This window comes from Streptomyces sp. AM25 (assembly GCF_058146165.1).
Genome location: NZ_JBKIWN010000007.1, coordinates 140,368 through 152,362 on the forward strand (window position 1 = coordinate 140,368; position 11,995 = coordinate 152,362).

Annotated in this window: 13 protein-coding genes; 9 read left to right on the top strand and 4 right to left on the bottom strand. The window is 71.6% G+C overall.

What is annotated here, in order from left to right; translation table 11 throughout:
• Positions 1 to 27: 27 nt before the first annotated feature.
• Genes ACLHRZ_RS10980 through ACLHRZ_RS10990 form a run of 3 tightly spaced genes read left to right on the top strand, consistent with a single transcriptional unit; the run spans position 28 to position 3,289 of the window.
• Positions 28 to 1,425 (top strand): DUF6421 family protein, encoded by a 1,398-nt coding sequence (locus ACLHRZ_RS10980; RefSeq protein ID WP_490418140.1) that lies wholly within the window; start codon positions 28 to 30, stop codon positions 1,423 to 1,425.
• 26 nt (positions 1,426 to 1,451) lie between these two features.
• A complete protein-coding gene (locus ACLHRZ_RS10985; RefSeq protein ID WP_490418141.1) occupies positions 1,452 to 2,210 on the top strand; it encodes an SDR family NAD(P)-dependent oxidoreductase in 759 nt (252 codons plus the stop codon).
• On the top strand, positions 2,192 to 3,289 hold the full coding sequence (locus ACLHRZ_RS10990) for a threonine aldolase family protein (RefSeq protein WP_490418142.1): 1,098 nt from the start codon (positions 2,192 to 2,194) through the stop codon (positions 3,287 to 3,289). Before ACLHRZ_RS10985 ends, ACLHRZ_RS10990 begins: the two co-directional genes overlap by 19 nt.
• Before the next feature lie 112 nt (positions 3,290 to 3,401).
• On the opposite strand, the gene ACLHRZ_RS10995 is transcribed toward ACLHRZ_RS10990, so the two are convergent.
• Positions 3,402 to 4,124 (bottom strand): lysophospholipid acyltransferase family protein, encoded by a 723-nt coding sequence (locus tag ACLHRZ_RS10995; RefSeq protein WP_490418143.1) that lies wholly within the window; start codon positions 4,122 to 4,124, stop codon positions 3,402 to 3,404.
• A gap of 285 nt (positions 4,125 to 4,409) precedes the next feature.
• Between ACLHRZ_RS10995 and ACLHRZ_RS11000 the strand changes: the two genes are divergently transcribed.
• From ACLHRZ_RS11000 to ACLHRZ_RS11015, 4 genes are all read left to right on the top strand, one after another.
• Positions 4,410 to 4,775, top strand: coding sequence for a TlpA family protein disulfide reductase (locus ACLHRZ_RS11000; protein WP_490418144.1), 366 nt, complete (start codon positions 4,410 to 4,412; stop codon positions 4,773 to 4,775).
• Positions 4,775 to 5,278 carry a flavin reductase family protein gene (locus tag ACLHRZ_RS11005; RefSeq protein WP_490418145.1) on the top strand — a complete coding sequence of 168 codons (504 nt, stop codon included), beginning with the start codon at positions 4,775 to 4,777 and terminating at the stop codon, positions 5,276 to 5,278. The genes ACLHRZ_RS11000 and ACLHRZ_RS11005 overlap by 1 nt, the downstream gene beginning before the upstream one ends.
• Positions 5,279 to 5,478: 200 nt before the next feature.
• The gene (locus ACLHRZ_RS11010; protein WP_490418146.1) at positions 5,479 to 6,264 is read left to right on the top strand and encodes an electron transfer flavoprotein subunit beta/FixA family protein; all 786 of its coding nucleotides are present in this window, start codon (positions 5,479 to 5,481) and stop codon (positions 6,262 to 6,264) included.
• Between the two features lie 53 nt (positions 6,265 to 6,317).
• A complete protein-coding gene (locus tag ACLHRZ_RS11015) occupies positions 6,318 to 7,280 on the top strand; it encodes an electron transfer flavoprotein subunit alpha/FixB family protein (protein WP_490418147.1) in 963 nt (320 codons plus the stop codon).
• An 88-nt stretch (positions 7,281 to 7,368) separates the two neighbouring features.
• On the opposite strand, the gene ACLHRZ_RS11020 is transcribed toward ACLHRZ_RS11015, so the two are convergent.
• Complete coding sequence (locus ACLHRZ_RS11020; protein WP_490418148.1) at positions 7,369 to 8,451, bottom strand: methyltransferase; 1,083 nt, start codon at positions 8,449 to 8,451, stop codon at positions 7,369 to 7,371.
• A gap of 158 nt (positions 8,452 to 8,609) precedes the next feature.
• On the opposite strand from ACLHRZ_RS11020, the gene ACLHRZ_RS11025 reads away from it, so the two are divergent.
• On the top strand, positions 8,610 to 9,155 hold the full coding sequence (locus ACLHRZ_RS11025; protein ID WP_490418149.1) for a GNAT family N-acetyltransferase: 546 nt from the start codon (positions 8,610 to 8,612) through the stop codon (positions 9,153 to 9,155).
• A gap of 291 nt (positions 9,156 to 9,446) precedes the next feature.
• Positions 9,447 to 10,166, top strand: coding sequence for a protein kinase domain-containing protein (locus ACLHRZ_RS11030; RefSeq protein WP_490418150.1), 720 nt, complete (start codon positions 9,447 to 9,449; stop codon positions 10,164 to 10,166).
• A 120-nt stretch (positions 10,167 to 10,286) separates the two neighbouring features.
• Here ACLHRZ_RS11030 and ACLHRZ_RS11035 read toward each other — a convergent pair whose 3' ends face one another.
• Positions 10,287 to 10,610 carry a hypothetical protein gene (locus ACLHRZ_RS11035; RefSeq protein WP_490418151.1) on the bottom strand — a complete coding sequence of 108 codons (324 nt, stop codon included), beginning with the start codon at positions 10,608 to 10,610 and terminating at the stop codon, positions 10,287 to 10,289.
• 108 nt (positions 10,611 to 10,718) lie between these two features.
• On the bottom strand, positions 10,719 to 11,927 hold the full coding sequence (locus ACLHRZ_RS11040) for an FAD-dependent monooxygenase (protein WP_490418152.1): 1,209 nt from the start codon (positions 11,925 to 11,927) through the stop codon (positions 10,719 to 10,721).
• Positions 11,928 to 11,995: the final 68 nt, after the last annotated feature.

Below are 11,995 nucleotides of genomic sequence, written 5' to 3' on the forward strand. Positions count from 1 at the left end.
GCGAGGTTCTCCTGAGGAGGGGTAGTGATGACGGAAATTCTTGCGTCGACGGTGTCGAGGACCGGTATATCGGCCGACGAGCGCGTGATCGATCACCCCGCCTGGGGTGCCCTCAAGGCCGCCGTCGAGCGAATCCGGCCCTGGCAGTCGGCGGACGGCTCCATCGACACCGCAGCGGCGGACGGACCCCCGGGTGAGGACGTCCGCGCCGAGCTCGACAAGGTCGTGGCCGCCGTCGAGCAGCTCTCGCCCCTGGTGCCGCACGACGCCGCGTACCACGCGGCCCTCGTCGCCGACCTGCGCCGCTGGGCCGACGGCGGCTTCGGCGTCCCGGACTTCCTGGACTCCCTGCTGGCCTTCCAGCCCGCCGCACAGCGCGCCGACGGCCTGCAGCACCTGGTGCTCTTCCCGATGTACACCCAGAACGGCAACCCCGACCGCAACCTCGAAGCCGTCGTGCTCCGCGTGGTCTGGCCGGAGTGGCTCGCCGAGCTGGAGCGCACCCGCTACGACAACCCGCTCTTCCTCGGCATCACCTTCGAGGACTTCACCCCCGGCTACGACACCAACTCCGCGGTGCTCTTCCCGGAGACCATCGCCGTCCGCGAGGCCCCCGAGCGCTTCACCTGGGGCGGCATCTTCTGCGACCGCGAGGCGGCCCGCTTCCGCCGGGTCACCGAGGCGGCGGTCGAGACCCTCGGCCTGGAACTCCCCGAGGACATCGCGCACATGGTCGGCGACCAGCAGCGCTGCCAGCAGGCGTTCGTCCTGTGGGACATGGTCCACGACCGCACCCACAGCCACGGCGACCTGCCCTTCGACCCGTTCATGATCAAGCAGCGGCAGCCGTTCTGGATGTACGGCCTGGAGGAGCTGCGCTGCGACCTCACCGCCTTCAAGGAGGCCGTGAAGCTGGAGGCCGACGGCTACGCCCAGGGCCGTGACGTGCAGTACACCGTGCTCTTCGACCGGATGTTCCGCTTCCCGGTCACCGGCGAGCGCGTGCGCAACTACGACGGTCTCGGCGGGCAGCTGCTCTTCGCCTACCTGCACCGGCACGACGTCGTACGCTGGACGGACAACACCCTGCACATCGACTGGGACCGTGCCCCGCAGGTGACCAACCAGCTGTGCGGAGAGATCGAGAAGCTCTACCGCGACGGCATCGACCGCCCCAAACTCGTGCACTGGTTCGCCGCCTACGAGCTCGTCTCGTCCTACCTGGCCCCGCACCCCGGCTCCGTGTGGGCCAAGGGCCCGGACGCCCTGGACCTGACCCAGCCGCCGCGCAAGCTCGTCGACGACGTGCTGCCGGACGAATTCCCGCTCAGCATGTTCTACGAGGCCCTTGCCAAGAAGCTGCGCGGCGTGATCGCCTCCACGAAGGGGATCACGGCGGACAGCGGCGAGCGGGTCGCCGCGTGAGCAGCAGCGAGAAAGAGGCGACGATCATGAGCACTCCGACGAACGGCAATGGCCCGCTGGCCGGTGCGGTCGTGGCGGTGGCGGGAGCGGCCGGCCCGGCGGGCCGGGCGACGCTGCTGCGCCTGGCCGAGGCCGGGGCGACCGTGGTCGCCGCCGATGCGGACGCGGCCCGCCTGGCCGAGGCCGTGGACGCCGCCCGCTACGCGCACGGCGGGGCCACCGTCACCGGCGACACCGTGGACCTGCTCGACCTCGACGCGGCCCGCGCCTGGGCGGACCGCACCGAGAAGGAGTTCGGCCGCATCGACGGCCTCGTCCACCTGGTGGGCGGCTGGCGCGGCTCGGCCACCTTCGCCGAGACCGACCTCGAGGACTGGGCACTGCTGGAGAAGCTGCTCATCCGCACAGTCCAGCACACCTCGCTGGCCTTCGAGGCGCCGCTGGCCCGCAGCGGCCACGGCCGCTACCTGCTGATCAGCGCCGCGGGCGCCAGCAAGCCCACCGCGGGCAACGCCGCCTACGCCGCCTCCAAGGCCGCCGCCGAGGCGTGGACGCTCGCGCTCGCCGACTCCTTCCGCAAGGCGGGGGGCGACAGCGCCCCGCCGGCCGCCGCCGCGATCCTCATCGTCAAGGCACTGGTGCACGACGCCATGCGCGCCGAGCGCCCGAACGCGAAATTCGCCGGCTTCACGGACGTCAAGGACCTGGCCCAGGCCATCGTCGGCGTCTGGGACAAGCCCGCACAGGAAGTGAACGGAACCCGTCTGTGGCTGACTCCGCAATAGAGACCGCGACTCCCTCGACGACCGACGCCGTACGCCACCACGACCCCGCACTGCGGGGTTTCGCGAGCGACAACTACGCGGGCGCGCACCCCGAGGTGCTCGCCGCACTCGCCCTGGCCAACGGCGGTCACCAGGTCGCGTACGGGGAGGACGTGTACACCGCACACCTCCAGGAGGTGATGCGTCGTCACTTCGGCCCGACGGCCGAGGTGTTCCCGGTCTTCAACGGCACCGGTGCCAACGTCGTCGCCCTCCAGGCGGCGACGGAGCGGTGGGGCGCGGTCATCTGCGCCTCCACCGCGCACATCAACGTCGACGAGTGCGGCGCGCCCGAACGGGTCGGCGGCCTCAAGCTGCTGACGATCCCGACCGAGCACGGCAAGCTCACCCCCGAGCTGATCGACCGCGAGGCTTACGGCTGGGACGACGAGCACCGGGCCCAGCCGCAGATCGTCTCGATCACGCAGACCACCGAACTCGGCACCTGCTACACGCCCGAGGAGATCCGGGAGATCTGCGACCACGCCCACGAGCGCGGCATGAAGGTCCACGTCGACGGCTCGCGGCTGGCCAACGCCGCGGCCACGCTGGGCCTGCCGCTGCGCGCGTTCACCACCGACGCCGGGGTGGACCTGCTGTCCTTCGGCGGGACCAAGAACGGCCTGGTCTTCGGCGAGTGCGTGGTCGTCCTGAACCCGGACGCGGTGCGGGCGATGAAGCATCTGCGCAAGCTGTCGATGCAGCTCGCCTCCAAGATGCGCTTCGTCTCGGTGCAGTTCGAGGCCCTGCTGGCCGGCGACCTGTGGCTGCGCAGCGCCACGCACGCCAATGCGATGGCGGCGCGGCTCGCCGAGGGCGTCCGCTCCGTCGACGGCGTCGAGATCCTGCACCCGGTGCAGTCCAACGCCGTCTTCGCCCGGCTCCCGCACGACGTGAGCGAGCGGCTGCAGAAGCACTACCGCTTCTACTTCTGGGACGAGACGGCGGGCGACGTCCGCTGGATGTGCTCCTTCGACACCACCGAGGCGGACGTGGACGCGTTCGTGACGGCGGTGAAGGAAGAGATGGCGAGACAGTAGAAGCTGTTTCCCCCGCACCCCGCGCCCCGTCAGGGGCGCGGGGTGCGGCATTATGCGGCTCCGCCGCGCGGGCGCGCTCAGCCCCGAACGCCCCGCACGTTCAGCGAACCGCTCAGCGGCACCCCTCCGCATGAGCCGGCGTCGGCGCCGTCCCACCGAGATGTGCCGGCACCCACCACGTGTCGTCGGAGTTCCGCGGCCGCACCGGATAGGCCCGCTGCGCCGCCTCCAGCAGGTCCTGCACCCGCCCCCGCAGCCGCTCGGTGACGGTCTCCGCCGACTCCGCCGGATCGGCGGCGAGCGGCTCGCCGACCCGTATCGTCACCGGGATGTGGTTGCGGCCGAAGTCGCGCTTGTGGCCCTTGGTCCACAGGCGCTGCGTCCCCCACAGGGCCATCGGCAGCAGCGGCACCCCGGCCTCCTGGGCCAGCCGGGCCGCGCCGGACTTGAAGTTCTTCAGCGTGAACGACTGGGAGATCGTCGCCTCCGGGAAGACGCCGATGATCTCGCCCGCGCGCAGTGAGGCGAGCGCGTGCTTGTACGCGTCCAGGCCCGCCGCCCGGTCGACCGGGATGTGCTTCATCGCCCGCATCAGCGGCCCGGAGACCTTGTGCCGGAAGACCGACTCCTTCGCCATGAAGCGCACCAGCCGCTTGGCCGGGCGCGCGGCGAGGCCGCAGAAGACGAAGTCCAGGTATCCGATGTGGTTGCTCACCAGTACGGCCCCGCCGTGCTGCGGGATGTGCTCGGTCCCCTTGATGTCGAAGCGCAGGTCCAGTGCCTTGAACATGGTGCGGGCGGCGCCGATCACCGGGGGATAGACGAGCTCTGCCATATCGGGAAGATCCTTCCGGGCCAGGGGAGGGTGCTCCCGGCTGAAGTTCTGAAGTTACGCGGCCGTAGGGGTTCCGGCTTTCGCCAGATCGTGCCCGAATGCCCGGCCTGCGGGCCAGCTGGGACGCCTCCTGGGCCGGGAGATCCTCATCACGTCGGCTTGTGCGGATGTGCGGAAGCTACACCCCGGGGCGCTTTCGGGAAATTTCTCCGGCGCCTCCGGTGCTGCAGGATGGCAACGGACCGGACACGGTGACGGGCCCGAGGGGCCCAGGGAGGGACGAGGGTGGAGGGGCATCGGAGCGAGGAGCGCCTGAGCGCTGCCGAGATCGGGGCGGAGCTGGGGGAACGGGCCACACTCGTGCAGTTCTCCACGGCCTTCTGTCAGCCCTGCCGGGCGACCAGGCGGGTGCTCGCGGACGTGGCGGCCATGGTGGACGGCGTCGAGCACCACGAGATCGACGCGGAAGCGCGGCTGGAACTGGTCCGTACCCTGCGGATCGACGCGACGCCGACCGTGCTCGTGCTGGACGCCGACGGCAGAGTGGTACGGCGGGCAACCGGCCTGCCGCGCAAGGCCGATGTGATCGCCGCACTGGGCGCCGCGGTCCTCCCCTCCCACAGCCCCTCCCACAGTCGAAGGACGGCTTGATGACGGCCATGCCCGAGCTGGGCGCACACCGGTCCACTCCCGACCTGCTGCGCTCGGTCTTCCGCCGGCACGCGGCCGGCGTCGCCGTGATCACCGCGCACGGCCCGCGCCCCGCCGGATTCACCGCCACCTCGCTCACCTCGGTGGCCGCGGAGCCGCCGATGGTCTCCTTCGGCGTCGGCACCGGCTCCTCCAGCTGGCCCGTCATCGCCGGTGCGGAGCACGTGGGGGTGCACATACTCGGCGAGCACCAGAGCGAGTTGGCGGCCACCTTCGCCCGCAGCGGCGCCGACCGCTTCGCCCCGCCCACCCGGTGGCGCACCGGTCCGCACGGAGTGCCGCTGCTGGAGGGCGTCCTGGCCTGGATGGTGTGCCGCGTGGTGGCCCGGGTGCCCGCCGGGGACCACCGGGTCGTGCTCGCCGAGACGGTCGCCGGCGACCCCACCGGAGACGGCCGTCCGCTCCTCTACCACCAGGGACGCTTCAACGGTCTGCGGGACTGAGACGTCCCTGCTGCGCGCGTTGGGCAGATCACAGCCGCCCTCCCTTGCGCTCGGTCGGAACGCTCGATGTACTGGCGAGTAACATTCTGGTCCGGGCGGTGGCCGTGACGATCACCGCACCGGTCCGGAATCCGCCCCACAAGGCGCCTATGCTGCCTGCCAAGGCAGCTTGATAGAGACGATGCAGTAGGAGAGCCGGCGTGAGCTTGAGGATCGTTGTCTGTGTGAAGTACGTGCCCGACGCCACCGGCGACCGGCACTTCGCCGAGGACCTGACCGTCGACCGCGACGACGTGGACGGCCTGCTCTCGGAGCTCGACGAGTACGCGGTCGAGCAGGCGCTGCAGATCTCTGAGGAAGCGGACGACGCGGAGATCACCGTCCTGACCATCGGCCCCGAGGACGCCAAGGACGCGCTGCGCAAGGCCCTGTCCATGGGCGCCGACAAGGCCGTCCACGTCGAGGACGACGACCTGCACGGCACCGACGCGCTGGGCACCTCGCTGGTGCTGGCCAAGGCCGTCGAGCACGTCGGCTACGACGTGGTCATCTGCGGCATGGCCTCTACCGACGGCGGCATGGGCGTGCTCCCGGCGATGCTCGCCGAGCGCCTGGGCGTCCCGCAGGTCACCCTGCTCTCCGAGGTCGCCGTCGAGGACGGCAAGGTGACCGGCCGCCGTGACGGCGACGCCGCGAGCGAGCAGCTGGAGGCCTCCCTCCCGGCCGTCGTGTCCGTCACCGACCAGTCCGGCGAGGCCCGTTACCCCTCCTTCAAGGGCATCATGGCCGCCAAGAAGAAGCCGGTGGAGTCCCTGGACCTCTCCGACCTCGGCATCGACGCGGAACAGGTCGGCCTGGAGGGCTCCTGGACCAAGGTCGACGAGGCCACGGAGCGCCCGGCCCGCACGGCCGGCACGATCGTCAAGGACGAGGGCGAGGGCGGCAAGCAGCTCGCCGAGTTCCTCGCGGGCCAGAAGTTCATCTGAGCCGCCCGGAACAGCCCCCTCCCTCCCACTTCTTCCCGCAGGAGAGCAACACCATGGCTGAAGTCCTCGTCTACGTCGACCACGTGGACGGCGCCGTCCGCAAGCCCACCCTCGAACTGCTCACCCTCGCCCGCCGCATCGGCGAGCCCGTCGCCGTGGCCCTCGGTGCCGGCGCGGACGCCACCGCCGCGAAGCTGGCCGAGTACGGCGCGGTCAAGGTCCTCACCGCCGACGCGCCCGAGTTCGCCGACTACCTGGTCGTCCCGAAGGTGGACGCGCTCCAGGCCGCGTACGAGGCCGTCTCCCCGGCCGCCGTGCTCGTCCCGTCCTCCGCCGAGGGCAAGGAGATCGCGGCCCGCCTCGCCGTCCGCACCGGCTCCGGCATCATCACCGACGCCGTCGACCTGGAGGCCGGCGCCGAGGGCCCGGTGGCCACGCAGTCCGTCTTCGCGGCCTCGTACAGCACCAAGTCCCGCGTCACCAAGGGCACCCCGGTCATCACCGTCAAGCCCAACTCCGCCGCCCCGGAGGCCGCCCCGGCCGCCGGCACGGTCGAGCCGCTGGCCGTCTCCTTCGGCGAGAAGTCCACCGGCACCAAGGTCGTCTCCCGCACCCCGCGCGAGTCCACCGGCCGCCCCGAGCTGACCGAGGCCGCGATCGTGGTCTCCGGCGGCCGCGGCGTCAACGGCGCCGAGAACTTCCCGCTCATCGAGGCCCTGGCCGACTCGCTCGGCGCGGCCGTGGGCGCCTCGCGCGCCGCGGTGGACGCCGGCTGGTACCCGCACACCAACCAGGTCGGCCAGACCGGCAAGTCGGTCTCGCCGCAGCTGTACATCGCGGCGGGCATCTCCGGCGCGATCCAGCACCGGGCCGGCATGCAGACCTCGAAGACCATCGTCGCCATCAACAAGGACGCCGAGGCCCCGATCTTCGAGCTCGTCGACTACGGCATCGTCGGCGACCTCTTCGAGGTCGTCCCGCAGCTGACGGAGGAGATCAAGGTCCGCAAGGGCTGATCGCCTGCCGCTCCGGCTTCCGCGGCCCCCGCTCCGGCAGTTGTGCCGGGGCGGGGGCCGCGCGTATTGCGGCCTCCGGCTGTTCGTGTCAGGCGAGCGCCCCCTCGACCAGGCCCAGCGAACCGGGCCCGTCCGTCACCCCGACCAGCCGCAGGCCGGCCCGCTCGAAGAGCCGGCGGAAGTCCTCCCGCGTGCGGTGCTGCGCTCCGGGCTCGCAGATGACCATCATCTCGAGGTCGATGAGCTTGGACAGCGACGGCTGCCGCGGGTCGTCGGGGATCAGGTACTCGGCCAGCAGCACCCGGCCGTCCTCCGACCGCAGCTGCGCACGGCAGTTGGACAGCATGCGGACCACGTCCTCGTCGTCCCAGTTGTGAATGACCTGGGAGAAGAGGTAGGCGTCGCCACCGGCCGGCACGGAGTCGAGGAAGCTGCCGCCGACCAGCTCGCAGCGGTCGAGGACGCCGGCCTCCACCAGGGGCTGCCCGGCACGTTCGACGACGTGCGGCAGGTCGTAGAGCACCCCATGCACCCGGGGGTTCGCCGACAGGATGGCCGCGAGCAGGGCGCCGCGCCCGCCGCCGCAGTCGACGACCGTGCCGAAGCGGCCGAAGTCGTAGCGCTGCACGATCGGGGCGGTGAGCCGGGTCGCGATGGAGGTCATCTCGACGTCGAGCGACTCGGCGTCGTCGGGGTGCTCGCCGAGGTACTCGAACCCGCTCTTGCCGAAGGCGAGGTCGAAGCCGGACCGTCCGGTGCGCAGCACCTCCAGCAACTGCCCCCAGGCGGCGCGGTGGTAGGGCCGGGCGAACTTGTGCGCCCAGCCGCGCATGGAGCCGTGGATGTCCTCGCGCAGCAGCTCGCCGACGGGTGTGAGGCCGAAGCGGCGGTCCGGTATCTCCTCGAAGACCTGCGCGTCCGCGAGCGCGCGCAGCAGCCGGTAGAGGTTGGTCTCGTCCGCGCCGACCGCCTTGGCGATCTCGCTCACCGGCCGCGGCCCGGCGGCCATTTCGTCGGCGACCCCGAGCGTCGCCGCCGCGCTGAGCGCCTGGGCGATCCAGGCCCCGCTGGTGAGCTGCATCATCCGCGCCACCGGATCGGCCACGGCGCCCGGCAGGGCGGCGGCGTCGGTGGGGTGGAGCGGCTCCGTACCGTGTTCGGGTCGATTCATGGCGTGAGCATGGCATCGGTGATCACCATGCGGTAGGCGGGGCGCGGCTGTTGGCCGGAGTCGGTCCAGGCGTTGTCGATTTCCGATCTTTTCGGGGTACGGGGACGGCGGGAAATGGTAAAGGCGGCGTTGTCGTACCCCTGTGGGAGGCTCGCGCCATGCCGTCCGGGAACCACGTCGACTTCGCCGACATCACTGCCGCCTGCACCGTCGCCCCGGAACTCCGGGGCGAGTTGATCGACTGCTGGGTGGCCGTCACGAATGCCGGCGGTGCCGCCGGATTCCCGTTCCCGCCGGTCGGTGTGGCCGATGTGGCGCCGGCGGTGGACGAACTCATAGGCCGCTTGGACCCGGAGCGGACCCGGCTGGTGGTGGCGCGGGTGGCGGGTGCGCTTGCCGGGTGGGTGGTGCTGAACCGCGACCCGGGCAGGCTGGTCGGGCACTGGGCGACGATCAACCACCTGCAGACCCATCCGGCCTTCCGGGGGTGGGGCATCGGCTCGGCGCTGGTGGCCGAGGCGCGGCGAATCGCCCGCGATGCGCTGGGCCTTGAGCAGTTGCACCTCGCGGCCAGGGGAGACGAGGGGCTGGAGGGTTTCTACGAGCGTCTGGGGTGGCGGGAAGTCGGCCGGTGGCCGGGGGCGTTGAGGTTCGGGGAGGGGGATGTGCGGGACGAGGTGCTGATGGTGCTGGCGCCGCTGTAGACGGTGCCCGGAACCACGCGTGTGGTGCCGGCGAATCCCGGGCAAGGCCCCGGCATGCGGAGACGAGGCGCGCAGACGCGTACGAGGCCGGCGGGGACCGTGGACGGGCGCGCATGCGGTTTCGGGGACGGGCCCGCGGCGACCGGATGCGGAACGTCCGGCCCCGGGCCGTGCGATGAGTGCCGCACCGAGTGCGGCGGCTTCCCCGAGTGCCCCGCACCCGCTTTGGCCGCGGCCGGTGTCTCCGGGCCGGGAGGCCTGCGGCGGATCAGCCACCGCCGAGGCTGCGCCGTGTGGAAGGCCGAGGGGCCGGCCGGGGCGTGCGCGGTCAAGTACGGCTACGGCCCGGGAGCGGACGCCGTCATGAGGGAGGCGGCGGCCCTGACCGAACTCCCCGGGTACGGGGCTGTTGCCGGGGACGCCTGGTGCGTCATCCCCTGGTACGACGGCGCGCCGTGCTGGCGCCCGTTGGCCCCCTTGCGAGCGCGACAGCAGAAGACCCTGCCGGCCGAGGCCGTGGCACTGTGCCAGGAGACGGCGCGGCTGCACGAGTTGGGCTGGATCCACGGCGACATCCAGCCCGCTCACGTCATCCACACCCGCGACGGAACCCGCCTGATCGACTTCGGCTGGTCACGGCGCGTGGCCCACGCCCCGGACCGGCCCGCCTACCGGGGAGGCATCAGCCACTTGACGGCTCCGGAGACGGCCCGAGCGATCGTCCAGGGTCGGCCGGCAGCGAGTACGTGCAGCACCGACGTCTTCGCGTTGGCGGGAACCCTGTGGGCCTGCCTGGCAGGCCGATGGCCGATCGACTACCGGGCGTCCGGGCTGCCGCGGCACCACACCGCGGAGCAGCGTCGCGTTGTACTGGCGAACCGGCGCTTTCACCTTGCCGGACCACTGCCGCACGCGGCCCTGCAGGATCTATTGAGCGCGGTCCTTTTGGCAGCCCCGGCCGACCGGCCGACGGCGATGGAACTTGCGGGGGAGGCGGGGCGCTGTTTGTGAGGCTGTAAGGCCGTGCACCTTCGGTAAGCGGAGCGCTGTACTCCGGTGGCGGAAACCCTCATTCCTGCGATCCGGGAATCGGGGTTTGTGCCGTCGGAGGCAGGTCTTCCGGTTGGTGGGTCACGGATTCAGGTGCCGTGCGGCGGCCATGACTGCCTCACGGAGATCGTCGGGAGAAGTGAGGGCGGGCGTCGGTTCGTCCTCACCTTGAGGCAAGACCCACACACGCTCCCCGTGATACCTACCGGGCGGCGGGACGAACAGCTCGGCGCCGGCAGGGTAGATGGCGAGCCCAGGCGTTCCGGCGAGGCTGCGTCCAGTGCCCAGAGGCAGCAGCCACCACATCAAGCGCTCCGCGCCGCCCATCACGTACGGGCCGATGTGCCGGTCCCGGGCCTTGAGCTGGGTGATGACGGCGGTCGCCAGAGTGAAGTCGATGCGCACCAGATCCCATTGGCGTCCGGCCGCGAGGCCGCCCCTTTGGCGTGCGCCGCAGCCCGGTGGCCTCGCGGCACCCTTCACTGGCACAAGGCGCCCGCCCGCAGGGCGCCGTCAGTCGACCAGGCAAGTCCCGACAGGCGCATCCGGCAACTCCACCCCACTGCTCACCTCCTGCCCCACCTTCAGCATCAAGTCGAGCAGGAACCGTCGCGACAGCAGCCCGTTCCGCAACCGCAGTCCCGTCCTGGTGCCCGGGGCCAGGAACTTGCCCGTGCGGTCGCCGCCCTTCTGGCAGCCCTGGGCGTAGGTGCGCAGGGTCGACTCGTAGCGGCGGAAGGCCGTGCGGTGGTCGCCGCCGGAGCGGGCGAGTTCGGTGGCCAGGACGTAGGCGGCGACCATGGCCGTGCCCGTGCCCATGCCGCCGATGGTCGCGCCGCAGGCCGCGTCGCCGGCGAGGGCGATCCGGCCCTTGGACCACGTGGGGACGTCCGCCCGGCTGATCGAGTCGAAGTACAGTTCCGGCGCCGCGCGCAGGGAGTCCAGCAGGCGCGGCACCTCCCACCCCATGCCCGTGAACGCGTCGGCCACGAGGCACTTCTGCTGTTCCGGGTCGTGGCGGTCGTACTCCAGCTCGGGGGCGGCGAAGACGAAGAAGGCCCCCGCCCGGTCCGGGGCGTGGTGGTCGACGCCCACGGAGGCGAGCCGGCCCGGCGTGTTGTGGCCGATCGAACCCTCCGTCAGGCCCAGGTGGTTGGGCAGCTGCCAGGTGGCGGCGTAGTAGCCGAGGCGGCTCACGTACGACTGCTCGGGGCCGAAGGCGATGCGGCGGACGTTCGAGTGCAGCCCGTCCGCGCCGATCACCAGGTCGAACTCGCGCGAGGCGGCGTGCCGGAAGTCGGCGCGGACCCCCGTCGCGGTCTCCGTGAGGGCGGTGACCGAGTCGCCGAAGACGTACTCGGTGTACGGGAGGCTGTGCTCGTACAGCACCCGCGCCAGGTCGCCCCGCAGCACCTCCAGCTCGCCGCCCGCGAACTCGCCGGGCAGGTGGAGCAGTTGGCGGCCGTCGGCGTCGACGAAGCGCATCGGGCTGCCGCCGGTCTGTATCCGGCGCAGCTCCGGGAGGATGCCCATGCGTTCCAGGACCGTCATGTGGGTCTCGCCGCGGAAGTCGACCGCCTGGCCGCCGCCGCGCAGGGCCGGGGCCAGTTCCACGACCGTAGGCCGGAAGCCGTAGCACCCGAGCCAGTAGGCCAGCGCCGGGCCCGCGATGCTCGCGCCCGAGATGAGGACGGTCCGGTTCTCGGGGGTGCTGCTGCTCATGGGGTTCCCTCCCTTTCGGAAACTGTGTCCACCGGACTCAGTTATTACTGTGTACCTTAGACACAGTT